This window comes from Labilibaculum sp., assembly GCF_963664555.1.
Taxonomy (GTDB): Bacteria; Bacteroidota; Bacteroidia; order Bacteroidales; family Marinifilaceae; genus Labilibaculum.
The window spans coordinates 1,374,091-1,400,150 of the sequence record NZ_OY761461.1 but is presented as its reverse complement, the minus strand read 5'-3'; the positions used below and the strand labels follow the sequence as shown (position 1 = coordinate 1,400,150).

General features: G+C 37.4%; 18 protein-coding genes. 14 read left to right on the top strand and 4 right to left on the bottom strand.

Annotated features, from left to right (window positions below):
- Positions 1–3: 3 nt before the first annotated feature.
- Positions 4–930, bottom strand: a complete 927-nt coding sequence (locus ACKU4N_RS05695; protein WP_321321441.1) for a hypothetical protein — start codon at positions 928–930, stop codon at positions 4–6.
- Between the two features lie 18 nt (positions 931–948).
- Positions 949–2,055: an ATP-dependent Clp protease proteolytic subunit gene (locus tag ACKU4N_RS05690; RefSeq protein ID WP_321321439.1), complete on the bottom strand. Its 1,107-nt coding sequence runs from the start codon at positions 2,053–2,055 to the stop codon at positions 949–951.
- Between the two features lie 192 nt (positions 2,056–2,247).
- Between ACKU4N_RS05690 and ACKU4N_RS05685 the strand changes: the two genes are divergently transcribed.
- From ACKU4N_RS05685 to ACKU4N_RS05660, 6 genes are all read left to right on the top strand, one after another.
- A complete protein-coding gene (locus ACKU4N_RS05685; protein ID WP_321321438.1) occupies positions 2,248–2,796 on the top strand; it encodes a hypothetical protein in 549 nt (182 codons plus the stop codon).
- A gap of 178 nt (positions 2,797–2,974) precedes the next feature.
- Positions 2,975–4,519: a hypothetical protein gene (locus ACKU4N_RS05680; RefSeq protein ID WP_321321436.1), complete on the top strand. Its 1,545-nt coding sequence runs from the start codon at positions 2,975–2,977 to the stop codon at positions 4,517–4,519.
- Complete coding sequence (locus ACKU4N_RS05675) at positions 4,516–4,956, top strand: phage protein Gp36 family protein (RefSeq protein ID WP_321321435.1); 441 nt, start codon at positions 4,516–4,518, stop codon at positions 4,954–4,956. The genes ACKU4N_RS05680 and ACKU4N_RS05675 overlap by 4 nt, the downstream gene beginning before the upstream one ends.
- A gap of 11 nt (positions 4,957–4,967) precedes the next feature.
- On the top strand, positions 4,968–7,490 hold the full coding sequence (locus ACKU4N_RS05670) for a phage portal protein family protein (RefSeq protein ID WP_321321433.1): 2,523 nt from the start codon (positions 4,968–4,970) through the stop codon (positions 7,488–7,490).
- Positions 7,491–7,575: 85 nt separating this feature from the next.
- Positions 7,576–8,190, top strand: coding sequence for a hypothetical protein (locus ACKU4N_RS05665; protein WP_321321431.1), 615 nt, complete (start codon positions 7,576–7,578; stop codon positions 8,188–8,190).
- 23 nt (positions 8,191–8,213) lie between these two features.
- On the top strand, positions 8,214–8,762 hold the full coding sequence (locus ACKU4N_RS05660) for a hypothetical protein (RefSeq protein WP_321321428.1): 549 nt from the start codon (positions 8,214–8,216) through the stop codon (positions 8,760–8,762).
- 63 nt (positions 8,763–8,825) lie between these two features.
- On the opposite strand, the gene ACKU4N_RS05655 is transcribed toward ACKU4N_RS05660, so the two are convergent.
- Both ACKU4N_RS05655 and ACKU4N_RS05650 read right to left on the bottom strand, forming a co-directional pair.
- Positions 8,826–9,068 carry a hypothetical protein gene (locus ACKU4N_RS05655; RefSeq protein WP_321321426.1) on the bottom strand — a complete coding sequence of 81 codons (243 nt, stop codon included), beginning with the start codon at positions 9,066–9,068 and terminating at the stop codon, positions 8,826–8,828.
- Between the two features lie 375 nt (positions 9,069–9,443).
- Positions 9,444–9,626 (bottom strand): hypothetical protein, encoded by a 183-nt coding sequence (locus ACKU4N_RS05650; RefSeq protein WP_321321424.1) that lies wholly within the window; start codon positions 9,624–9,626, stop codon positions 9,444–9,446.
- Between the two features lie 486 nt (positions 9,627–10,112).
- Between ACKU4N_RS05650 and ACKU4N_RS05645 the strand changes: the two genes are divergently transcribed.
- From ACKU4N_RS05645 to ACKU4N_RS05610, 8 genes are all read left to right on the top strand, one after another.
- Positions 10,113–12,509 carry a response regulator gene (locus tag ACKU4N_RS05645; protein WP_321321422.1) on the top strand — a complete coding sequence of 799 codons (2,397 nt, stop codon included), beginning with the start codon at positions 10,113–10,115 and terminating at the stop codon, positions 12,507–12,509.
- Between the two features lie 298 nt (positions 12,510–12,807).
- Positions 12,808–13,548 (top strand): NUDIX hydrolase, encoded by a 741-nt coding sequence (locus ACKU4N_RS05640; RefSeq protein WP_124992048.1) that lies wholly within the window; start codon positions 12,808–12,810, stop codon positions 13,546–13,548.
- 9 nt (positions 13,549–13,557) lie between these two features.
- The gene (locus ACKU4N_RS05635; RefSeq protein WP_321321419.1) at positions 13,558–15,162 is read left to right on the top strand and encodes an MFS transporter; all 1,605 of its coding nucleotides are present in this window, start codon (positions 13,558–13,560) and stop codon (positions 15,160–15,162) included.
- Between the two features lie 63 nt (positions 15,163–15,225).
- Entirely contained in the window at positions 15,226–17,658 is a 2,433-nt protein-coding gene (locus ACKU4N_RS05630) for a glycoside hydrolase family 94 protein (RefSeq protein WP_321321417.1), read from the top strand.
- Positions 17,659–17,670: 12 nt separating this feature from the next.
- Positions 17,671–19,404, top strand: coding sequence for a glycoside hydrolase family 9 protein (locus ACKU4N_RS05625; RefSeq protein ID WP_321321416.1), 1,734 nt, complete (start codon positions 17,671–17,673; stop codon positions 19,402–19,404).
- Between the two features lie 365 nt (positions 19,405–19,769).
- On the top strand, positions 19,770–22,835 hold the full coding sequence (locus ACKU4N_RS05620) for a SusC/RagA family TonB-linked outer membrane protein (protein WP_321321414.1): 3,066 nt from the start codon (positions 19,770–19,772) through the stop codon (positions 22,833–22,835).
- A 103-nt stretch (positions 22,836–22,938) separates the two neighbouring features.
- Positions 22,939–24,474 (top strand): RagB/SusD family nutrient uptake outer membrane protein, encoded by a 1,536-nt coding sequence (locus ACKU4N_RS05615; protein WP_321321411.1) that lies wholly within the window; start codon positions 22,939–22,941, stop codon positions 24,472–24,474.
- A 93-nt stretch (positions 24,475–24,567) separates the two neighbouring features.
- Positions 24,568–26,028, top strand: a complete 1,461-nt coding sequence (locus ACKU4N_RS05610; protein ID WP_321321409.1) for a glycoside hydrolase family 30 protein — start codon at positions 24,568–24,570, stop codon at positions 26,026–26,028.
- Positions 26,029–26,060 lie beyond the last annotated feature (32 nt).

Below are 26,060 nucleotides of genomic sequence, written 5' to 3'. Positions count from 1 at the left end.
ATTCTAAACATTTGCGCTCACAATCGCACCAAAACCGTAATCTTCTACACGGTCAACCAAACCGTAGGTTTGAGTACGGAACACGCTTTTAGGATCTGCCGACTCAGTATCCTGAGTTTCCGGCTTATACAAAGCTTTTACCTTTTCGATATGCTTAACTGTGTTTCCTCCGTAGAAGAAAAGAGAACCATACTGATCACCAACACCAAGCGCAGCGCCTTTTGCTAACTTGTTACCATCTCCGGCATAAGCTACAGCGGCATTATTTTCATAGAAATTAAAGCCCATTACAGACTTAACCTTACCGGTAATTGGGTCGAAAAAGATTTGCTTATTCGCGAAGTAAGCCGCGCTATCTCTGTCAATAATCAGATCGGTTTGGTGTTGACTATTAAGAACAATGTTCAAATCGTTCATGTTTGGCAAATTCAAAGCCTTAACAACTTCGAGATATTGTACCAGATCAATAAAAGTCATACGCTTACGACCATTACCATCATTACCCCCGGTAGTTCTCACAACTGGCATTTCTGCTACAGTGTTATCATCCGGTGCAAGCTTCCAAATAACGTGATCCCGATAACCCAACTTAAACGCTTCTGTGTGCTTTTGACGTATAACAGAACGTTTATCGTAAGCCAATGAGCGCATTTCAGCGTCATCAACTTCGGTAGGGTCAGTATCGTACTTTTCCCACTCAACAAATACCTTTTTACCAGTCATTTTCTTTGCGGTAAAGTCTGAAGTGTTATCAACGTAGAATCCTACGTTGTTAATCAGCTTATTAAAACGGATACCATCCGCTGTAATAGCTGCTTTAGGCGCACTTTTTAGAGCTGCTAAAAAGTCGTCATTATAGTTTTTAAACTCCTGCAATAACTGAGGAGATACATATTGGTTTAGCCAGTTACCATCTGTTATAGTTGCCATAAAAAAATCCTCCTATTTCTATTTATTACGTTTCATCCAGTCAGCGAACAACTTGTCGTAAGCTTCTGGGTTGTTATCCTGCAAAGCTTCCAATGTTTCAGGAGCTTCGTCTTGAAGCTCTTCAAAAGTTTTACCTTCGTAAGTAGCTCCTTTACCATCAGCCCCGGCTTTAATGTCAGCCGATAATGGTTTTTCAACACCTTGCACGCCGTCTAGCAATGCTTTAGTGCCTTCAAAATCCTTATCGAATTGCGCCTGCCACTGCGGACGTGCATCGGCCGTAATGCGTTTTCCTTTTTCGGCAGCATCTAGCTCGGCCTTAATTTTAGATGCTTTTTCTTCCTTCTCTTTTTGCTCTTGTTTTGCTTTCAGAGAATCGTAATCCGCAGCCTTTTGAGCGTTTGCCTGCAAGCGTGCGTTTACCTGCTCTTCAGTAGAATTTGCATCCATACCGATAGCAATTGCTGTTGCTTTCAAATCCATGTCATTTTCTTTAGGTGTTTGAGTAATATGCTCCATTGCTATGGCGATTGGCGAACCACTGTCTTTAATAGCCGTAGCTGTTTCTTTGTCAATCTTTATTGGGTCTTTTACTTTTGAAACAAATCCCCACTCCTCAGCCTGATCAGCGGTCATCCAAAAATCACCGGCTTCCCATTTGGCTTTAAATTCCTTTTCCGGTTTTTTGAGTACAGATTTGTAAGAATCGTAATATGTAGTGGTCATGTTTTTCACCAAAGCGAGGTAATTCTCAATTTCGGTTTCATTTCCATACACACCACCCATAGGTTTGTGAATCATGAACTGACCGTTTTTAGCCTGTTCGAAAGATGTTGCATTAACAGCTATATAGCTTCCGGCACTAGCTACTATTGCTCCACCGTCCCCGGTGTAACTCCCAAACATTTCAACTAAGATGTTTACAATCTCGTTTGCCTGAAAACAATCGCCTCCAACGCTCATTATATAAACATGGCATTTTGTAATGCCGGAATCTTTCAAATCCTGACATTTGGTGCGCATATCCATCGCGTTGTTCTTATTCCATTCGGATATTGACCCGATAATATCCACACGACCTACTTCATCTTTCGCATAGACACTTATTAGCAATTTCTTACTCATAATTTCTTGAATTGTGTGTCACAAAGTTTTGTTAAAATATTTACAATGTGAAAACACGTTTTCATAATGAAAACATATGTATGTGCATGTGCCTATACATCTGATAATCACAAAATATTTAGTGTGCATAAAAAGACGTTTTTTCAATGCAACATATTCAAGCAAACTTTGTAGTGTATTAATTGTATGTAAATGGGAAAGACAAAAAGAAAACCAAGGAAGCCTCAACTTCCAAAAATTGAATACACGAAACTTCGGCGTGCGGCTTTCGAGTATATTGTTGTGCAAGGTTTGGAGCAAAAAGAGGTAGCGGCCCGCTTAAATTTAACAGAAGCTACTATCAGCTCCTGGGCTAATAACGATCCCGAAGGAAAATGGAGAGATATCCGGGAAGCAAGAATGCAATGTCAATCCACCGAAACTGACAATCTGCGAAAGCTGATCAACCTGCTCAGTAAGCAACGCTTAGATTTGGAGGCCTTTATTAATGATGCCATGCATGCAGGTGACTCAAAAGAAGAGGCTCTTTATCGTCATCAAGCCAGTTCCATAAGCGACCAAATAAGCAAACTTAACAAAGTATTGGTAACGCTTGATAACAGCAGTTACACGCTGGGTGTTTTTATCGATGTAATGGATGAGATCTTTAATTCTCTGCGCATGCACGACGAAGAGCTATGGGAAAAAACCATTGAATTCCAAAGCACGATAATACGCAAAAAAACACAGGAGATAGGGTAATGAAATTAAAACTTTCCATTATAGTAAAACTGTATTGTTACAACAAGCTTGTAAAACTCATGAACGAGATAAAAGAATACGTCTCAGACCGGGATAGTGTCGAAATGCTTGATTACTACGAAGCTGTTTACCACAATAAAATAGTCTTTTTATTAAGAGATAAATACAAAAATTTCTAATGGCAACATCAAGAGCAAAGGCTGATAAAATAAAGGCGGAAAAGTACCTGAAGAAACTCGACATTGTTAGAAAAAGCAATGACGTGAATCCTTTTGAAAGCAAGCAAGATCAGCAGGAACGCATTCGCCATGCTCAAGATAATGTATTGTACATGGTGCAAACATATCTTCCTCATTATGCAACTGCTGACAGTGCGAAATTTCAGATCGATGCTGCTGAAGAAATTGCTATGGAGATGGTTATATTTATTTTTCTTGAATGGTTTCGGGGTGCAGCAAAGTCTGTCTGGGCAAATGTTATCATTCCTCTTTGGTTGTGGATGCGGGGAGAAGATATGTTTTTCTGCTTGATGAGTGATAGTAAAGATCGTGCAGAGGATCTTATCGCAGATGTTCAGGCAGAATTGGCAGGAAATCCACTTTTAATTCACGATTTTGGAAAACAAGAATGCAAAGGTTCTTGGGAGTATGGCGATTTTGCAACTATCGACCAGCGATTCATTGGCAAATCATTTGGTATTAAAAAGAAAGTTCGTGGAGTGCGTATCAAGCACCGCCGACCAACCCTCTGGGTGATAGATGATCTGGAAACTCCGGACACCATTTCCAACCACAAACGCATGCGTAAGCAAGCTGATAGTATTGAGCGTGATATAATTCCAACCATGACTGGAAACATACGACGTTTGATTTATGCAAACAACCGCTTTGCGCGTGTAATGACGCAAACCATATTACAGGAGCGACACCCATCTTGGAGGGTTAGACAGGTAAAAGGCTACAATAAAACAAATCATCAACCGGCTTGGCCTGCCATGTACACCAAAGAATATTACCAGCAAATGGAGCGAGATATGGGAATCGTTGCAGCCTATGCTGAATTTTTGCATGAAACGAAGTTAGAGGGCAGTATATTTTCCGAAGATCAAATACAATGGGCTAAACTTCCACCTCTCGAAGAGTTTAAAATGATCATTTCTCATTGGGATATTGCTTACACAGACAATGAAACAAGTGACTATAATGCCATAAGGGTTTGGGGTTTGCATGGCCGTAATTTTTGGCTAATTGATTGCTATGTAAAACAATCAAAAATGAAAATTGCAGCTAATTGGAACTGCTGCTTTAAAAAGCAACTACCAAAGGGTATTAACTACATAGGACAATTTGAAAGTCAGTTTTGGAATGGTGAGGTTGAGCGTTCTATCAGTGAGGCTGAAGATGAAAACAATATAGACTTGAATTTGATGGAAATAAAAACTCCGATGTCCAAGAAAATTCAGCGCTTAATAACAATGCAACCATATTACCAAAATAGCCGCATATACTACAATGAAGCATTAAAAAGCCATGCTGACACACAGGTTGGTATTATGCAACTATGCGCTATTGAAGAGGGAATGTCAGAACACGACGACAGTCCCGATGCAGACCAACAGGCTATTTCTGCTTTAGATAAATATTGCACTCCCGGACGTAGACGTAACACTGGAGAAAAGAGTTACAGATCCGGTAAAATGAAACAAAAATACAATATGCCATGAAGTACATTAACAAAGAAGACCTTATTGCAGTAATTCAGGAACGGCTAATGTTCGAAAGTGTAGCCATGAGTCCGGGAGTTGAATTGGACAACAACGAATTGCTTAATAACATCGAGCAAAAGGCAATCGATTTTGCCATATCCTATATTTCCGGCAAATACGATACTGAAGTAATTTTTAAAGAAGAGACTCCAGTTCGAAATGGTGTATTAGTGCAAGTCATTGCAAGCATCGTGGTTTACCGATCAGTACGACGCAATGCAGCACGTAAAGTTCCGGAGGATTACATACAGCTTTACAGCGATGCAAAAAAGGACTTGGAACGAATCCAGAGCGGAGCCATGAACCTGATCAACTGTCCTAAATTAACCAGTATCGACGGCACAAGTGCAAGTCCGGTTTACGGCAACAACACAAACGATAACTTTTTTATTTAAACACTATTTAAATGGGTAAGAAAATTGGAATAATCGGACACATCGGCAATGCTGTTGAGACTGTAATTTTAAGTCGGGTTAAAAACAACTCTCTATATAACGAATATCACAAACGCTCCGAGAAGGGGGCGCCGTGGAAACGGCAGGCGCAAACAATGGAAAAAAAAGAGATTGAAGATCTCACTAAATCCATTATGTCTGCAACCGATCCGGAAAACCCACGCCGTGGAGAGTTGATGCGTTTTTATAAAAGCATGAATACCGATTTGCACTTAGGTAGTTGCGTTGACAACCGTATTTTACCAATTCAGTGTGCAAAGTACAACCTTGTAGATAAGGATGGAAACGCCGATGAAGAAGCAAAGCGCTTACTTGAGAAACCTTGGTTTTTAGAGCTTGCCAGATTGGTTGTAAAATCAACATTTGAGGGCACCACACTTATCGAATTATTCGAATTGAATGAAAAAGGGGAGATTAAAGAGGTAATAGAAATACCACAGGGAAACTTTTTGGCACACAAAGGAATTATTGTAAACGAAGAGTGGGACGAAAATGGAGTCTCCTATAAAGAAGGCAAATACAGTAACTACTACGTGCAGATTGGTAATGACTGGAGTTTAGGTTTATATGCACAAATAGGACTTATTGTTATCGCTAAAAAACTAGGCTTAGGATCGTGGCTTTCTTATATCGATAAGTTTGGTGTGCCACCTGTTTTTGCCATAACCGAGAGAATGGACACAACGCGTCGTGATGAGCTGTACGACATGCTTGTTAATTTTCGAATGAATCACTTTGCAGTATTGCAGGGATCTGAGAAGATCGAAATTCCAAATAACTACAATGTAGATGCCTATAAAAGTTTCTCATCACTTAACGAATATGCAGACAGTCTGATGAGTAAACGCTTACTCGGAGGCACAGGAACTACAGACGAAAAAAGTTATGTAGGATCTGCTGAAGTCCACGAAAGACTTTTAGTCTACAGAAATAAAGTAGACAAGTTGTTGTTTAGATACTATTTCAATGAAGAGATAAAACCGAGACTGATAAAACTATCTTCTGTTTATGCACCATTTGAAAACCTAAGTTTTGAGTACGATGAAAAAGAATCTTTAACATTAACTGGAATATTAAAAGCGATTAAGGATCTTTCACAGCATTATGAATTCGATCTTGAGGAACTTGTAAAAGTAACAGGATTACCGATCACAAAGCTTAAGGCTGCTGTTGATAAAACAACAACCGAAACAACCAGTCAAAAAAAAAATCCTGACGCAAACGGACAAAGAGTAGTTTCACCACAGGCGCAGACTGAGGTTTACGAACTATTTGCTGCTACATGGGATAAGGCAATTGACAGACTGGCCAATGATATCTACGACGGTAAGGTGAAAACCACCGACTTGGATAAGGATTTGGTATTGAAGAATTACGCAGCCTTTAATAAGGAAGCCCAAAAAGCGTGGGGTAAAGGTTACTACGATGAGAGTATAACCCGACAGTTCCGGGAAAACATTTTGCAATTTGCAGGTGCAAAAGCCCACGACTTAATGAAGCAACTGGATGGTTTAAACACTGGCAAAACCAAAAAAGAGGACTTTATTAATCAGGCAAAAGGCATTGTAAACAAGCATAATGAACAGTGGCTAAGTACAGAAGCAAAGTTCGCAGGTGATTGTGTTAGTTCTGCCCAGGAATATGCTTCTTATATAAAGGATGTTGATATTTATCAGAACATGAAATACCGAACCATGGGTGATGGTGAGGTGAGAAACAGTCATGCAGCTAATGAAGGTTTAATTATTCCGGTTAATGAAGTAACGGCACTTGCTCCATTTGATTACGGTTGCCGTTGTTGGTGGGAACAAACCACCGAAAAACCTACTAGTGGTAAAACAATTAAAGGCGTTAAATTTTCCAACAACCCTTACAAAACTGGCAAGGTCTTCAACGAGGAACAAAGTTATTTTCAAAACATTGTTGATAAAAAGCGTGGAATCATTCGCGATAATACTGAGCTAATGAAACAACACATGCCATATCAAACAATCACGGTTGATGAGCAAACAGTGCATGTAAACGACTTTTACGACTTATCTGATGGAACTGCAAACATTAAGGCTGCAAAAAAACTAGCGGTAGAATTAGAGCAGGATATCTACATTTTGCCACACATCGAAAACAGTGCTAAACTTCACCGTAAAAACCCTGAAATGGCTATTGGAAAAACAAGTTATACAGCCGATTTAAAAACCTTTAACCCGGATGTTGCTTCAAGTACTCGTAAATTTGTAGCCAATGGCGTAAATACTGCCAATAAACAAGGATGTAAAGCGGTTGTTTTAGATATCTCGAAAGCTCCTGAAGCTGACTGCTTAAAGATAGCAGCAACCAAGCTCAGAGGAGAGTTAAATGGAATTGGGAAAGCCAATATTAAAAAGGTTGTTGTCATTAAGGATAACATGGTAATAATAGTTACACGCAAGCAATTGGCTCAAAAGAATTATCAGAAGTATTTCGAAGTAGAATAAAATAACAAAAGGTGAATGCCGGAAACATTCACCTTTTGGGCTGAGATTGGACTCGTCCGCTCTCACTACAAATATACAACTTTCTATGGCAAACAAAAATAAAGTGCCCGAATTTCAAAAAATGGCTGTTGAACTCAAAAAGAATGCCTCTCGTTATGCAGGTTCTGAGTCGGTTAAGTTCTTTAAAGAAAGCTTTGTTAAAGGTGGTTTTACAGATACAGGCTTTGAAAAGTGGACACAATCCAGCAATCCAATGGCAGGCAAACGAACCATGTACAACAAAGGCCGCTTAATGCGATCAATCAAAAAACTTTCAGCTTCACTTAGTAAAGTTGTAGTTGTTGCTGATTCTGAATATGCAGACATCCACAACAAAGGCGGTCACATTGTTGTTACTGCTAAAATGAAAAAGTACTTCTGGGCTAAATTCTACGAGCTTAGCGGTAATGTATCAGTAAACAAAAAGGGAGCGGTATCACTAAACAAGCGTAATGTTTCGCTGGGTAAGAAAGCAATGTTTTGCAAAGCCATGGCCTTAAAGCCTGTTGGCTCTAAAATCAAAATACCTAAACATCAATTTATGGGTAACAGTCAAACCATGATGATAGACTTTGACAAGTGGTTTGGTGATACCATTAAATTTCAAATAGAAAAACAGTGGAATAATCCCACTATAAATATAGATTTAAAGAGTGTTTAAATACCATTTAAATAGCATCAGTTATGGAAGCATGGACAGACCTTTATCAAGAAATTGCAGAACGCATTAACGAAAAATTGCCAGACATTCAATGGGTGGATCTTTGGCACGAGCAAATAAGTTATCTAACTGAGGAGTTACCATTCCCTACGCCAGCCGTGTTTATTAGTTTCAATACCAATGAGTGTAGAGATTTATCTCAGCTCATTCAGGAATGCGACACACAGGTAGACTTGTATTTCTTTTTCGAAACCTTCAGCGACACTTACATAGGATCTTACAATCAAGCCAGCGCAATTGACTATTTACGCACACTTACAGATTTACACACCGCTTTCCATGGCACAAGTGGCGAAACCTTTCAAACCATGCGTCGGGTAGATATGAGAAGAGAAGAATCTGGTGGAGCAGGAAACATGTACCGTATTTCATTTGTCTGTAACGTAGAAGATGCAAGCGCACAAATTGAAAGCGATAAAAAGACTGTTAATGAAATTGAGTTGTCTGATGAAGCTTACGTGCGTCCACCAACCACCGACGCTGATGACTTCTTTGTTGTACCTAAAAAGTAGGCTTAAAAAAAAAGTGCGAGCCAACCAAGCTCGCACTAATCATTCACTTTTAAACCTTACTATTCAACATGCTTTTAATTGTTTCTTACTTAAAACCAAAGCACCATCAACCAGTTGGTCGTAGTAATCTTTGTTTTCCTTTGTGTAGAAGATAATATTGTAAATGTAGTCTACACTTAAAAAGAAATAATCCTCTGATAGAGTACGTAAAACGTCATCCATACGTAAGCGTTGAACATCGTATAGTTTATAAAATGTCTCAACGATACGTTTGTCTCTTTTATTTTTCAGTTGGGTATTTCGCATTTGTGTGTAGGTTTTATACAAATATATATACGATATTCATCTTTTAAGAATAAAAAACTGTAACCTATTTTGTACACTTTTTTGTAATGCATTGCCACCTTTTCAACATTTAAACACAAAAAAACGACCATGCAGATTTAACCGCATAGTCGTTTTCCTAATTTCCTCTAAGTCCAATTATATCAAAGGTTACAACATTCCTTAAATGTATTTAATCAGTGCTTGTATAATTCAATCCTAATTCAATCAATATTCAATGCTTTGCGCGATTTGTTATTACCTTAAAACCTCTTAAAAAAGCCCACAACTCCCACCACCAAAAGGATTCACACGATTTAACGCAACTTTAATTTTTTGCCCGATTGGTAATACCCCTTATATAAAATCGTTGTAAAAGTCCTCTTTTGTATAGGTAGACGAATTAATATCCAAACCACTAGGTATAAAAAGCCAGGTTTTTATGGAAAACTCACTCACCTTTCGATCTTTACGAGGCTCATACCCCAATTTAATCTCTACAGAAAATTTATCATGAACTCTTACAATTTCATTTATCATACGCGCTTTTATTTTGTTTTTATGAATTAATGTAATGAATAAAACCAAAGGTACTTATTTCCCAATCATCTTTAACAGGATAAACAGTCAATTTTAGATAGAAATTGAAAGATATCGTTTGCATTTAATACATCTATTTTTCACTTGCCCATATTTCCATTTTATTTAACAAACCAAGACTATTTATATTGTTTATTAACACAATAATAACGATTTTTAGTAGTGTTTTTGAAGTTTCTATTTTACACATCGTTTTCTTTTATACTCGAGGAAACTATCTGTTTTTCCTAGAATAGACACTACTGAAGCAGTAAGTTAAATTAAGTCTGATATAAAAATACAACACATTCCAGTTATCACTCTCACTGCTGGCGCGATGATTGAAGGTAAAGCTGCAATCTTGAAACTGATTGTAATAATTAGATAGCGGAGTTGGTTGGCAGTTTAAGATGCTATCTAAAATTGAAAACTTCTTTATTTAATCCTATGAAAAAGATTCTAGCTATCGACGACAATAACGATAATTTAACAGTTTACCGAACGATACACAAAAAGTGCTATTCCACTTGTTCATTCGTAACATGCGCGTCAGGTTTAGACGGAATCGAAATGGCAAAAAAAGAACAGCCTGACGCTATTATTCTAGATATTATGATGTCGGGGATGGATGGTTTTGAAACGTGTGAAAAATTAAAAGAAGAAGCTGAAACAAAACACATTCCAATCATTCTGATTAATTCCATAAGTGGCGATAAAAAGAGCAAGATTAAAGGATTAAAAATGGGAGCAAATGCAGTTCTTTCAACACCAATTGAAGAAGAAGAATTAATCGCGCAGTTGAATGTTATGCTTCGTATTAAAGATGCGGAAGATAAATTGAGAAAGGAAAACAAAGAGCTAAACGCGTACATTGAAATTAAAATGTCCGAATTGGAAGAAAGCAACCGTAAGATGGAAACCTTGCTTGATAATCTTCCTGGTTTTGTATACCGATGTGCAAACAACAAAGATTGGAAAATGGAGTATGTCAGCGAGGGATGCAAGGATATCACCGGTTACACAGCCAAAGATTTAATGGACGAAAAGAAAATTAATTTCAATCAAATTATTCTACCTAAGTACCAGGACTTTTTATGGGAAAAATGGCAGAAAACCTTAGAGCGTAAAGAAGCATTCTTAGAAGAATATCCCATTCGAAATAAAAATGGCGAAATTCATTGGATTTGGGAACGTGGCCGTGGTGTGTTCGAAGGAGATCGTTTGATATCCCTGGAAGGCTTTATTACGGATATTACCAAACGAAAAAATGCCGAAAAATCAAATAAAATAAATGAAGAAAAATTTCAAAATATCTTTGAAAGAGCTCCTCTTGGCATAGCTTTGGTGAATTCTAACGACGGAATGTTTTTTCGTGTGAATTCCAAATATTGCGAGATTACTGGATACTCCAAAAAGCAATTGTCTAAAATCAATTGGAAATCAATAACACATCCTGATGACATAGAGCAAGATTTGCATCAAATGAAATCATTAATGGCAGGCACCATTACAAATTATACCATTGAAAAAAGATTGATACAACCAAAGGGGTACTGCAGGTGGATTAAGCTAACTGTAGCAAAAGTTGATTTTGAAACGGAAGGGAAACCATGTCATTTGGCCATGATCGAAGATATTACGCAAAGAAAAAATCTTACCGAAGCTTTAATTGCAGCCAAGGAAGATGCTGAAAAAAGTGACCGGATAAAATCGACTTTTTTAGCAAGTATGTCGCATGAATTGAGAACTCCACTAAATGCAGTAATCGGATTTTCGGAACTTATTAATGAGAATTCAAACATGAAAAATATTCTTAATTTTAATAAAATAATAAACAAGAGCGGTAATAACTTATTAGCTCTTATTGAAGATCTTTTTGATATCTCTTTAATAGAAACAGGCGATATTAGAATTGAGAATGAACCATTTTCAATCCAATCCATGCTGGATGAAGTGCAATTCATCATTAAAAATGAGCGGCTAATTTTGGGAAAAGAAGAGATTAAGCTCAAAATGAACACTAATCAGGGAAACATTTACCCCATCTTAAATTCAGATCAAAATAGAATTAAACAGGTTTTACTTAACCTTTTAAAAAATGCTCTAAAATTCACCAATTCGGGAAGCGTTGAATTTGGCTGTTATGCATATATCCAGAATCAAATTCCAATGCTGAAATTTTATGTTACTGATTCTGGAATTGGCATTCCAGCTGATAAACAGGAATTAATTTTCGAAGTATTTAGACAGGTCGATGAATCTCAAACCAGAACATATGGCGGAACCGGCTTAGGATTAACCATATGCAAACGATTAATTAATTTATTAGGTGGTGAAATATGGGTTGAATCTGAAATAGGAAAAGGAGCATCCTTCTTTTTTACAATTCCTGTTTATTTGGAAGATGCAAAACAAATTCATACCAATGGCACTTTTCAGCAAAAACTCAATCTGAAAGGAAAAACAATTCTTATTGCCGAAGACGACGATTCAAGTTATTCATACTTGGCAGAAATACTTGGCAAAGAAAACGCCAAATGCATTCGGGCTAAAAATGGCAGAGAGGCTGTAGATTATTGCAAAAAGATAGAAAAAATTGATTTACTGTTAATGGATATCAATATGCCTGTAATGAATGGATACGAAGCCACAAAACTAATAAAAAATATAAAACCGGAACTTCCAATTATTGCACAAACAGCATATGCAATGTCTGGTGATCGGGAAAAGATATTATCCACCGGCTGCGACCTCTATCTTTCAAAACCGGTAGGAAAAAACACACTATTGGATGCAATCAATAAATGTCTCAACAAAAATAACCAGCTAACTACAGTCCAATAATGAAAAAATAAATTTTATTTTTACTATTCTCCGTTTTGATTCCTTCCCTCAATCTGAAATCAATATTATTTATACCTGTTATAAATAAGCTTTTTTGATAAAAAAGAACCAACATCCTAAAAGGCCGAAAAACAGACCAACTTAGTGTACTTTATACAACCTCTGCCGCATACGATTTCGAAAAAGACATAAATCATTTTTTGATTTTTCTAAAAAAGGATTTACATTAGCATCAAATATAGTTAGTGTTGCTTTAACACTTAATTAAAAAAATAAGATATAACCCCCAACTATAAAGATGCCAGGCAGACCACTTAACGATTACATATCTGTAGATTGCGTAATATTCGGATACAATGGACAAGAACTTCAAGTTCTACTTGTAGATAGAACACTTACTAATAATTCTACAGGACAGCCCGAATTTACAGATTTAACATTAACAGGAAATCACATCTATGAAGATGAAACCATTGAGCAGGCAGCTTATCGTGTCTTATTTGACTTAACAGGTTTAAAAAATGTATTCCTTGATCAATTCAAAACATTTGCACATCCCGACAGATTAAAAAAGGAGAACGACAGAAGATGGTTAATTCACGATGGCAGAGACCCTGATAAAAGAATTGTATCAATTGGATATTTTGCCCTTCTGGCAACACAGAATATTACTTTAGAGTGGAAAGGCAGAAATGTGAAATGGGTTCCTGTATCAGAAGTTGGAGAACTGGCATTCGATCACAATCAAATTCTGGAGGAAGCTTTAATTGCGTTACGAAATAAAATTAAGCAAGAACCAATCGGTTTTGAATTGCTTCCTGAAAAATTTAGTCTGACACAGCTACAAAACATATACGAGGTGATATTAAGCACTGAGTTGGACAAGAGAAATTTCAGAAAAAAAATTGCCCGCATGAAATATTTGATTCCTACGGATGAAAAACAAACAGGAGTTGCTCATAAACCAGCACGCCTTTATGTATTCAGCAGAGAGGTTTATGAAAAAACAAAAAAGGAATTATTTGATTTCACAGTCTAAAAAATAAAAATGTCAGATTCTACTAAAATATCTTTTAAAGAAAAACTTGGTTACGCTCTTGGCGATGGTGCTGCCAATATAGCCTGGAGAGGTGTAGCAACTTTTCTATTCATATTCTACACTGATGTTTTTGGGATAAATCCAGCTGCTGTAGGTTTACTAATGTTAATTGCCCGTCTTTCAGATGGCATTAGCGATGTTCTAATGGGAATTGCCGGCGATAGAACAAATACGAAGTATGGTAAGTTTCGACCTTGGATATTGTTTACAGCAATACCATTAGGCGTAATTCTTTCTCTTCTTTTCACTGCTCCAAATCTAGGTCCTACGGGCAAAATAATATATGCCTATACAACTTATATCATTTTCACATTAGTTTATACCGCCAACAATATTCCTTACGGCGCATTAATGGCGGTAATGACAGGTGATGACAAAGAGAGAACAAGTATTGGATCGTACAGAATGGTGGGGGCTTTTGCCGGCGGAATGCTCGTACAAGGAGCTTTACTCTATTTGGTTGCACATTTTGGAAATATCAATCCAACGATTAGTGTAAACGAGTTGGCTTCCGATAGATTTCAGGTAACTGTCTCTGCTCCTTCTGATGTAGAAAATGTAAACATTAAAACAAAAGATGGCATTGCAAACTTTATCTGGGAAAACAATAACAATCCGACTAATTCTCCTACTACAGGAAAGAGTTTCTCAATGGAAGCCAACAAAACTTATTCGTTCATTGTTTCAGGCGAACAAAATCTAAGCAGTGAAAAAATTGTTATTATCGACCAAAAAAGTGGATATAGTTATTCCATTTATGTGATGTCTGCCTTTTTAGTCCTTTTCATGTTTATCACTTTCTGGACTACGAAAGAAAGAGTTCACCCCCCCAAAGAGCAGCAAAGCGATCTTTGGAGAGATTTAAGAGATTTGATCCGTAACAAACCTTGGTTAGTCTTATTAACAATCGGATTGTTGTTCAGCATCTACAATTCAATTAAGCAGGGAATCGTAGTAATTTACTTTACTCATTATTTACACAATCAGATTTTAGCTGCATCTTTTATGGTTGCATTAATGTTTGCTTCTATTGCCGGCGCAATGATTACTGCACCCTTAAGCAAGAAATTAGGAAAGAAAAAGCTGTTCATCTACGCATTAATTTTCTCAGGAGTAGTGAATGCATCAATCATATTTTGCGGCCCGGGCGACATCATTGCAATCTTTATTTTGGGTATTGTATCAGAGTTTTCTGCAGCAATATTTCCAACCCTATTTTTTGCTATGCTTGGCGATGCCGCTGATTATTCTGAATTCAAAAATGGCCGGCGCGCTACCGGCCTAATCTATTCGGCAGGTTCATTTGCCACCAAATTTGGTGGTGGTATAGCAGGTGCAATAATCGGTTTTATTTTGGCTGCTTTTCATTACAACGGACAAGATTATTCTGCCATTCAGGGAGCAATTCCAGGAATTACAATGTTGATGAGTTGGGTACCCGCGATCATTGCCATTTTAGGTGCAATTTTCATGACAATATATCCATTGAATCAAACGAAAATGAATGAAATAACTCTCGAACTTGCAGACAGAAGAACAAGAGAAAAAAATTAGAATATATAAGTATAATTTGGTGCCAACAACACCTAAAAGAGTAAACAATTTAATATTAGTATTATGAAGTACGGTTTCTTTGATGATGCCAACAAGGAGTATGTTATTACCTCACCAAAAACTCCATTTCCATGGATTAATTACCTTGGAAATAAAGATTTTTTTGGGTTAATATCAAACACAGCGGGAGGATATACTTTTTATAAAGACGCGAAATTTAGAAGATTAACCAGATATCGTTACAATAACGTTCCTGTAGACATGGGCGGACGTTATTACTATATAAAAGATGAGGAGTGCACATGGAACCCCGGCTTTAAACCAACTCAAACAGAACTGGATAAATATGAATGCCGTCATGGCCTTAGTTATACCCGTTTTTTAAGTAGTAAAAATGGACTTTCTTCAAATTTACTTTGCTTCATCCCACTCGACTATATGGGAGAAGTGCACCTTTTGAAACTGAAAAACGAATCAGACAAAGTAAAAAAAGTAAAACTATTCTCATTTGCTGAATGGTGTTTGTGGAATGCTGAAGATGACATGACCAACTTTCAACGTAACCTGTCAACTGGTGAAGTAGAAGTTGAAGGATCTGCTCTTTATCACAAAACAGAATACAAAGAGAGAAGAAATCATTACGCATTCTTTTCTGTAAATTCTGATATTAATGGTTTTGATACCGATCGTGAAAGCTTTATTGGTATGCACAATGGATTCGACAAACCTCAGGCAATTGAAAATGGCAAAGCCAGCAACAGCATTGCTCACGGATGGTCGCCAGTTGCATCGCATTATATCGAAGTAGAATTACAACCAGATGAAGAAAAGGAATTTGTTTTCATTTTAGGATATGTAGAGAACAAAGACGAAGACAAATGGGCATCTAAAGGAGTTATCAATAAGACGAAAGCCAAAGCGATGATGGCTCAGTTCGATACAACAGAGAAAGTAAATGCTGCTTTCGCAGATTTAGAAAACTATTGGTCTAAACTACTTGATAAATTTAATCTGGAAAGTAAAGAACCCGAGCTAAACAGAATGGTTAGCATCTGGAATCAGTACCAGTGCATGGTTACCTTTAACATGTCGAGAAGCGCAAGTTTCTTCGAAAGCGGAATTGGCCGCGGTATGGGATTCCGTGATTCCAATCAGGATATCATTGGTTTCGTTCATCAGATACCAGCAGAGGCAAGACAACGGATTTTAGACATTGCTGCCACCCAATTTGAGGACGGCGGATGTTATCACCAATACCAACCATTAACAAAAATGGGAAATCATGCCCTAGGAGGGGATTTTAATGATGATCCTTTATGGTTAATCTTATCAGTAACATGTTACATCAAAGAAACAGGTGATTTCAGTATTCTGGATGAAATGGTTCCTTTCGATAATGATGAGTCGAAAGCACAGTCTTTATTCCATCACTTAAAAGTATCGTTCGATCACGTTGTCAATAACTTAGGCCCTCATCAATTGCCTTTAATCGGTCGTGCCGATTGGAATGATTGTTTGAACCTGAACTGCTTCTCAACAAATCCAAACGAATCGTTTCAAACAACAGGAAATAAAAAAGGACGGACTGCCGAATCGGTTATGATTGCTGGATTATTCGTAGTGTATGGAAAAGAATTCATTAAACTTTGCGAACGAATTGGCAATACCATAGAAGCTGATAAAGCCAAAGTGCATGTTGAAGCAATGACTCAAACAATTAAAGATCATGCCTGGGATGGAGAATGGTTTTTAAGAGCGTACGATTACTACGGCAAAAAAGTGGGATCGGAAGAAAACGAAGAAGGTAAAATTTTTATTGAATCGCAAGGTTGGTGTACCATGGCCGAAATTGGCCGTGAGGAAGGTTTGATGGAAAAGGCTCTTGATAGCGTTAAGGAACGTTTGGATACTCCTTTTGGAATTGTCTTAAACAATCCGGCCTTCACCGAATATAAAATTGAATATGGTGAAATCTCAACTTATCCTGCCGGATATAAAGAAAACGCAGGTATTTTCTGCCACAACAATCCATGGATAATTATTGGGGAAACCCTTTTAGGTCGAGGAGATCGGGCCTGGGAATATTTTCGTAAGATTTGCCCAGCCTATTTGGAAGAAATCAGCGAATTACACAAGGTAGAACCCTATGTATACTGCCAAATGGTAGCCGGAAAAGATGCTTTTAAACCAGGCGAAGGAAAAAACAGCTGGCTGACCGGAACTGCATCGTGGAATTTCTATGCCATCTCTCAATACATTTTGGGTATTCAACCAGATTACGATGGCTTAAAAATTGATCCTTGTGTCCCAAAAGAATGGAAAGAATACACCGTAACCCGTCAATTTCGTGGAGTAAGTTATGAAATTAAAATCTTAAATCCTGATGGGAAAAACAAAGGGGTAAAATCAATTGAAATTGATGGAACATCAGTGAATGGCAACATGATTCCAATTTTAAAATCAGGAACTCATAGAATAACGGTTATTATAGGATAACAATACACAGAGATGAAGATCAAGAACTATAAAATGTACGCATACCTGCTTTCTGTATTATTTACAGCATCCGCTTGTACCCAAAAATTGGATGAGCCTGTTCCGGCAAACGAGCAGCTCATACTTACCAATCAAGTTGGATATGAGAACAATGCTCCTAAAAAAGCAATGCTCAGAACAAGTGCCGATCTGTTTCAAATTAAAAACAGCAATGGTAAAACCATACTTGAAAAAGCCACTGGTTCGAAACAATATTGTTCATTTTCCGGCGATACGGTTCAATCCATCGATTTTTCAGAGTTAACGGATAAGGGAGAGTATTATATTGTAGTAAATGACAGCATCATCTCAAACAAAATCATCATAACAGAAAGACCTTATGCAGAGCTTTCAAAAGCTTCGCTTAAGTCTTTCTATATGAATCGCTCGGGAATGAAAATTGACAGTTTGTTTGGAAGAATTTGGGCTCGCCCTGAAGGTCATCCCGATACAATTGTTTATTATCACTCTTCTGCTGCAGATAAAAATCATCCTGAAAACAGCATTGTTTCATCCCCTAAAGGATGGTACGATGCCGGAGATTACAACAAATACATCGTTAACAGCAGCATATCAACCTACACTTTACTATTTGCTTACAATTCCTTTCTGGAATACTTCAATGAAGTAAACTTGAACATTCCGGAATCAAATAACGAAATTCCTGATATTTTGGACGAAGCATTGTACAATCTGAGATGGATGATGACAATGCAGGATTCTTTTGATGGTGGAGTTTATCACAAACTAACCACCAAAAACTTCGAAGGTTTTGTAATGCCAAACGATGCCATAAACAAGAGATATTTGGTCCAAAAAAGTACGGCAGCAACTCTCGATTTTGCTGCAACAATGGCTTATGCTTCCCGTCTATTCTCCAATTTTAATTCAAGCTTACCTGGTTTGGCTGATTCTTGTTTAATTCAATCAGAAAAAGCATGGAATTGGGCGATTAAAAACCCCAATCTATTATATGAACAAGCATCAGATATTAATACAGGAGCCTACGACGATATTAATTTAAGTGATGAGTGGTATTGGGCATCTGCCGAATTATATCTGGCAACATCCAACAATGAGTATAATCAACATCACAAAAACGATGATATTAATATTACAACTCCAGGATGGCGGGATGTAAATACCTTAGGCGTAATTTCATTACTAACTTCTGATATGAAAGGTGAATACTCCGAATTGCAAAATGTTTTTTTAAAGAACATCGATCAACTAATTGAGATTGAAAACAATTCACCATATAGAATCGCTATTGAGAAATACGAATGGGGAAGTAATTCAGAATTTGCCAATCAAGGAATGATGAAATTACTTGCATACCAAATAACAAAGAATTCCAAATACCTGAACTCAGCAAGAGAGAGTTTAGACTATTTGCTTGGCCGAAATGCAACTGCTTATTGCTTTGTGACAGGGTTTGGTTCTTTGAATCCAATGAATATTCATCATAGACCATCTGCTGCCGATTCTGTTCAGGAACCTGTACCTGGTTTTTTGGTTGGTGGTCCAAATTTAGTTGTTCCCAACGATTGTGGTTCTGATGTGATTAGATCCTCATATCCTGCTAAATCCTATGCTGATGAGCAATGTAGTTATTCAACAAATGAAATTGCCATTAACTGGAATGCCCCTCTTGTTTATTTAACCTCAGGAATCGATGCTTATGAAAAAGGTACTAATGAAGAATAAAAAAATGCCGGAAAGATTAGTTGGTCCTCTCCTTCCGACAAAGAATTCATTTTACTAATACGCCAATGAATCGGCGCAAATTTATAAAAAAAATAGGAATTAGAAGAACTCTAATTGACTGATAAACAATAATAAAACAACTGTTCGCAAAAGACAATAATTTTATTTACTCTTTATGAATATCGAAAACGATATATATCTGATTTTCAATAATCATACATAAACTTTAAAATCTAAAACAAACACATATGAAAAAAAACAAAGATTAAAAATTGTTTGTATCAAACCCCATATAGGATGTGTTGGTCCTCTCCATTTGGGAAATAAATAGTAACCATAATACGCTAATGAATCAATTTAATTTTATGAAAAAATCTGAAAATTTTAATGCTTCTACACATTGCCTTAAAACTGGGAAGCAAAACAACAGCAGATGGCTTTTGAGGTCATCAATGATACTACTGATGGTACTTTGCAATGTAGCCATCACATTTGGTCAAAGTCCTGACAAGGAAATTACCGGTAAAGTAACTGACTCCTACGGTTTTGGAATACCTGGTGTTAATATTTCCTTAAAGGCTACAACAATAGGAACAGTTTCCGATATAGACGGTAATTATTCTATTGCTGCAAATTCCGAAAACGTTATCGTATTCAGTTTCATTGGATACACAACTCAAGAAATTTTAGTTGGTGATCAAACAACAATTAATGTTGTTATGACTGAAGATGCACTAAGTGTAGACGAAGTTGTAGTTATTGGCTATGGTGTTCAAAAGAAAGCTCTGAATACAGGATCTATTTCCAGTGTGAAGGGCGAAGAGCTTCAGAATACTCCGGCATCAAGAGCCGATCAGGCTATTCAAGGACGTACAGCTGGTGTATCTGTATTATCAAATTCAGGTTCTCCGGGTGCAGGAACAAACATTCGTATTCGTGGTGTTAACTCAAACGGTAATTCAAATCCTTTGTTTATTGTAGATGGTATGAAAACCGGAGACATCAATAACATTGACCCAGGTGATATTGAATCATTTGATGTTTTGAAAGATGCTGCCTCTGCAGCCATCTATGGTACCGAAGGTGCTAATGGTGTTATCATCATTACAACCAAATCCGGAAAAATAGGAGAAGCTAAAATCTCTTATGATTTTCAATACGGTCTTCAAAGTTCAAGAAGTGATTTGGAATTGATGAATGCCAGCGAGTATCAACAATGGATGCAGGAATCAGGTGCTGGAGCTGTTACTCTTAACGGAACTGATACAGACTGGCTGGATGAAGTTTTCGAAGTTGCACCAATGCAAAAACACCACCTAAGCTACACCGGAGGAACCGAAAAGTCAACCTACATGATGTCTGGTTCTTACTTCTCACAAAACGGTATTGTAGGTGATGACAAAGCAAAATATGAACGTATTACCGCTCGGGTAAATGCCAAAAGTAATCTTAAAGAATGGCTGGAAGTTGGAAACAACTTTAGTTTTTCGCACTCAAAACAGAAATATATTGGAGAAGACGACGAGTACAGAAGTGTTGTAAACAATGCGCTTTTGATTGATCCTCTTACTCCGATCACCTACGATGGAACACCTGCTAACGTTCAGGCTTTATTAGATGGTGGCAATACCATTCTAAAAAACAATAAAGGACGTTATTATGGACTGGCTCAATATGTAACAGGCGAGACAGCCAACCCTCTTGCAATGTTGCAAACTTATCACAACACCATTACTCAGGATAAAGTTCTGGGAATGGCCTATGCAACAGTTAAACCAATTAAAGGTTTATCCTTCACAACTCGCGTTGGAATCGATTTAACTTATCAAACACAACACTCATGGGCACCAACTTATTATTTCTCCAGTGAAAGCCAAAACTCAGCAACTTCGGTTGATGATGAAATTAACAAGTGGTACACCTGGTTGTGGGAGAACTTCGCAACCTATAATAAAAAAGTAGGTGATCACGACTTTACTCTTTTAGCCGGTTATTCTGCTGAAGAGAATCAAGAGCCCAATTATACAATGCACTCCGGACCACTAATTGCTGAAGGTGACCAGTATGCCTATCAGGAGCATACAACATCTAATGAATTTGACAGAACAGGTGGTGGATACGTAAACCATACAATGACGTCATATTTCGGTCGTTTATCTTACAATTATCTCAACAGATATATGATGGAATTATCACTTCGCCGTGATGCGGCTGATGCATTTCCTACGACTGATAAATCTGCTGTTTTCTCTGCAGCGTCAGTAGGATGGATTGTATCTGAAGAAGATTTCTTTGACATCAAAGGTATTGATTACTTGAAATTAAGAGGCAGTTGGGGACAAAACGGTAGTCGATCAAATCTTCCAGGAAATGAAGATCGTGAATTCTGGGTATTCTCAGGAATACAATACCCTGGTACTGATGACGTTTACCAACCCGGTGCAGAAATCGACAAATTAACCAACCCGAATTTAAAGTGGGAGACCACAGAACAACTTGATCTTGGTTTGGATTTGAGATCTTTGAATGGAAAACTTTCCTTTACAATGGACTACTACAACAAGAAAACAAAAGATTTGATTTTTGTTAAGCAAGGACCATTATCTGTCGGGAACGAATTTCCTTTTGCAAATGCAGGAACTGTTACCAATAAAGGATTTGATTTCGAATTAGGATATCGAAATAACGATAATGAATTTAAGTACAGCGTTAATTTAAATCTATCAACACAAGATAACGAAGTGACCAAACAAGCAGGATCTCCAATAGTCGGGGATAATCTTAGAGGTCATGATTTAACCTGGTTTGAAAAAGGGTACCCAATCTGGTATTTCAAAGGATACAAAACCAATGGTATCGATAAAACTACCGGAGCCCCTATTGTAGTTGATGTAAACAAGGATGGTGAAATTTCTGCTGCCGATCAGACTTACATTGGCGATCCACATGCAGACTTTTTGTATGGTGCTACTTTTAATGCTCAGTACAAAGGATTTGACTTTAACCTTTTCATACAAGGATCTGAAGGAAATGATGTATTTATGGGTTGGTTCCGTTCCGACAGACCTTTCTCTAACAAACCAAAGTTCATGTATGATAACAGATGGACTCCTACTCACACCAATGCCAGCAGACCGGCTGCTGACAATACAAGCGACTATGTTTATCGTAGTGACTTAATGGTATCTGATGGTTCATACATGCGTATCAAACAAATTCAATTGGGTTATACACTTCCAAAATCGACAACTCAGAAAGCTGGTATCGATCGTGCCCGTGTGTTTGTTTCTTTGGATGATTTCTTCACTTTCACAGATTATGAAGGTTTAGATCCTGAAGCTGGTAGTTCAGAAGTTACAAGACAAGGTGTTGACCGGGGAATCTATCCAATCTCTGGAAAAGTGATTTTTGGTTTATCTGTTAATTTTTAATCAATATTTAGTTTTAAAATGTACCGAGATTAAATAAAACGAACAGTCTGGGCTAAAAGTCTAATTCCGTTCATTTTATCGGGGTAACATAAATCATACAAATATGAAATATTTAAAAATATTCAAATATATTTTGGGAATCGCCATTGCAATTTCCAGTTCTTCCTGCAACGAAGATAAATTTCTCGAGATAGATCCAACAGGTCGTGTAACCAGTGACAATTTCTTAAATACCGATAGTGAAGTTAAACTGGCAATTGTTGGAGTATACAACGCAATACAAAACAACTTCTCCAACGGTAGTTGGGCAAGCGTCTATTTTGTAAAAAATCTACCCGCAGACGACTGTCTAGCAGGTTCCTCGGAAGGTGACCAATCGGGTTACCAAAATATTGATGACTTTGCCATTCAAACAGATAATGATAAAATTAAATTAATCTGGTCTAACTTTTACAAAACCATTAGTTCAACCAATACCATTATTAATCAGGTAGAACCAGATACTGATGGTAAAAAAGAGATGATTGCAGAAGCAAAAGCATTAAGAGCTTATTGCTACTTCGAATTGGTAACCATGTTTGGTGGCGTTCCTCTTATGACGGTAAATCCTGTAAGCGAGGTTGATTATCATTTACCAAGAGCATCCGTTGCTGATATTTATACTCAAATAGAAAAAGATTTTACCGAAGCAATTCCAGATCTTCCATTAAAGAGTGAATACAGCCCCGCAGATCGTTATCGCTTTTCAAAAGGAACTGCACAAGCCTACTATGGAAAAGCTCTTCTTTACCAAAAGAAATATGGTGATGCAGCAACTCAACTTGCTTTGGTAATTAGCAGTTTGGAATACGATTTAGAACCAGATTTTGCCGATGTGTGGACAAAAGAAACTGAATTCGGACAGGAGTCATTGTTTGAAGTATCCTACACTGCTCAAGAATCTTACGATTGGGGCAACTTCCCTTGGGGAGGGGGCAACGAAAATAACATCGAAGCCCAGTTACAAGGTCCAAGAGATGCGGTATTCGATTTTTCAAATTCTACTCTTGATATTGTTAATGGCTGGGGTTTCAACTCTCCGTCAGCAAAAATTGGTCAGGCATTTGTTGATGCCGGAGATACTGAACGAGGAAATGCAACCGTATTATCAGCAGCTGATTTTCAAGCAACCGGTGGTGTTATCAAAAACCCAAGTGCACACGACTACGAAGGATACATGCGTTTAAAGTATGTTACAAGACCTTCTGAAACCAGCACTGATGGTGTTCCTGAGCTGAATTACACAATCAACTGGCGTTTAATGCGATATGCTGATGTGTTACTTATGGCGGCCGAAGCCTATCATTTCTCAACCAATGATCCTCAGGCTCTTATCGAATTAAACAAAGTTAGATATCGTGCTGGTTTAACAGACATTACTGCTTCTGATGATATTTTTCAGGCAATTGTTAAAGAAAGACAATTGGAATTGGCTTTTGAAGGCAGTAGATATTGGGATTTAGTTCGTTGGGATCTTGCAGTTCAAGAATTGGGTAGTTTAGGATATACAGCGAACAAACACGAGTTGTTTCCTATACCTCAAAGTGAAATAATCGCAAATAATTCGATTGACGACACAGATCAAAACCCTGGATATTAATATATTATTATATCAAATTTGAATCATAGAGAAGACTACCCTTATTTTTAGGGTAGTCTTTTACTAGTTCATTAGAACATAGAAAAAAAGACAATGAAAAGATTTATCCCCATTATAGCAATTGCCTTAACAGCATGCTCGCAACCAAACAAGAACGAGAAAACCAATTTTACTAAAGGGTTTATTGCTGAAGGAAAAACGGCAACTGTAATTACTACTGCCAAGGATACAGATCTTAGATTAACTAAAACAGGACAAGTAGAATTTATTAAAACCAAACAAGCTCAGGAAACTGAAAATTCTGTTTTTGTTAATCCAAACAATACATTTCAAACATTTATCGGAATAGGTGGAGCCATTACCGATGCATCTGCCGAAGTATTTGCAAAACTTTCAGAAGAAAAACAAAAAGAACTGATTACAGCCTACTATGGCAAAAAAGGAAATGCTTATTCCTTAATTCGTACGTCTATTCACAGCTGCGATTTTAGTAGCGGCAGCTTCACATATATCGAAGAAGGAGACAAAAATTTAGAAACCTTCTCAATTGATCACGACAGACAATATCGTTTGCCAATGATTAAACAAGCAATTGCAAAAGCCGGAGGTTCCATTCTATTTTATGCAAGTCCATGGAGCCCGCCAGCATTCATGAAAGACAATAACAACATGCTTCAGGGAGGTAAATTGCTTCCTGAATATTACGATATCTGGGCCAGATACTACGCCAAATTCATTAATGCATACGAAAAGGAAGGCATTCCTGTTTGGGGAATAACAATCCAAAACGAACCCATGGCGGTTCAACGCTGGGAATCTTGCATTTACACTGCAGAAGAAGAAAGAGATTTCCTAAAAAACCATTTAGGTCCAATATTAGAACAAGAAGGACTTGGTGATAAAAATATTGTAGTTTGGGATCACAACAGAGATTTAATCACACACAGGGCAAATACCATTTTCGATGATCCTGAAGCAGCCAAGTATGCCTGGGGAACCGGTTTTCATTGGTATGAAACCTGGAGAGGCGGCGAACCTATGTTCGACAACGTACAGAAAATACAAGAAGCCTATCCAGATAAAAAACTACTTTTTACCGAAGGTTGTAACGAAGCTTTTGATGCTGCAAAATATCAGTATTGGCCAAATGCAGAACGATATGGTCGTTCAATAATTAATGACTTTAATCGGGGAACCGTTGGTTGGACTGACTGGAACATTCTATTGGATGAAACCGGAGGTCCAAATCATGTTGGAAATTTATGTTTCTCCCCTATTCATGCAGATACTAGAACAGACAGCTTAATTTACACCCCATCGTATTACTACTTGGGACATTTCTCAAAATATATCCTCCCGGGAGCAAAAAGGGTAAGTACTGTTACAAGTTCCAGCTTTCTTCAAAGCACGTCATTTATAAACGAAGATGGTAAAATGGCAACAATTGTGATGAACAGCACTGAAAAAACTATGAGTTACAAATTATATATTGGAACCAATATTGCAACATCAATTGAAATTCCGGCAAGAGCCATACAAACCATTATATTTTAATCAAATAAAATTCCATATAAAATACTACAATA

Coding starts and splice junctions, on each gene's coding strand:
- ACKU4N_RS05615 (WP_321321411.1), top strand. CDS start 22,939: ATGAAATATTTAAAAATATTCAAATATATTTTGGGAATCGCCATTGCA.
- ACKU4N_RS05685 (WP_321321438.1), top strand. CDS start 2,248: ATGGGAAAGACAAAAAGAAAACCAAGGAAGCCTCAACTTCCAAAAATT.
- ACKU4N_RS05610 (WP_321321409.1), top strand. CDS start 24,568: ATGAAAAGATTTATCCCCATTATAGCAATTGCCTTAACAGCATGCTCG.
- ACKU4N_RS05660 (WP_321321428.1), top strand. CDS start 8,214: ATGGAAGCATGGACAGACCTTTATCAAGAAATTGCAGAACGCATTAAC.
- ACKU4N_RS05635 (WP_321321419.1), top strand. CDS start 13,558: ATGTCAGATTCTACTAAAATATCTTTTAAAGAAAAACTTGGTTACGCT.
- ACKU4N_RS05625 (WP_321321416.1), top strand. CDS start 17,671: ATGAAGATCAAGAACTATAAAATGTACGCATACCTGCTTTCTGTATTA.
- ACKU4N_RS05620 (WP_321321414.1), top strand. CDS start 19,770: ATGAAAAAATCTGAAAATTTTAATGCTTCTACACATTGCCTTAAAACT.
- ACKU4N_RS05675 (WP_321321435.1), top strand. CDS start 4,516: ATGAAGTACATTAACAAAGAAGACCTTATTGCAGTAATTCAGGAACGG.
- ACKU4N_RS05670 (WP_321321433.1), top strand. CDS start 4,968: ATGGGTAAGAAAATTGGAATAATCGGACACATCGGCAATGCTGTTGAG.
- ACKU4N_RS05680 (WP_321321436.1), top strand. CDS start 2,975: ATGGCAACATCAAGAGCAAAGGCTGATAAAATAAAGGCGGAAAAGTAC.
- ACKU4N_RS05645 (WP_321321422.1), top strand. CDS start 10,113: ATGAAAAAGATTCTAGCTATCGACGACAATAACGATAATTTAACAGTT.
- ACKU4N_RS05655 (WP_321321426.1), bottom strand. CDS start 9,068: ATGCGAAATACCCAACTGAAAAATAAAAGAGACAAACGTATCGTTGAG.
- ACKU4N_RS05630 (WP_321321417.1), top strand. CDS start 15,226: ATGAAGTACGGTTTCTTTGATGATGCCAACAAGGAGTATGTTATTACC.
- ACKU4N_RS05690 (WP_321321439.1), bottom strand. CDS start 2,055: ATGAGTAAGAAATTGCTAATAAGTGTCTATGCGAAAGATGAAGTAGGT.
- ACKU4N_RS05665 (WP_321321431.1), top strand. CDS start 7,576: ATGGCAAACAAAAATAAAGTGCCCGAATTTCAAAAAATGGCTGTTGAA.
- ACKU4N_RS05650 (WP_321321424.1), bottom strand. CDS start 9,626: ATGATAAATGAAATTGTAAGAGTTCATGATAAATTTTCTGTAGAGATT.
- ACKU4N_RS05640 (WP_124992048.1), top strand. CDS start 12,808: ATGCCAGGCAGACCACTTAACGATTACATATCTGTAGATTGCGTAATA.
- ACKU4N_RS05695 (WP_321321441.1), bottom strand. CDS start 930: ATGGCAACTATAACAGATGGTAACTGGCTAAACCAATATGTATCTCCT.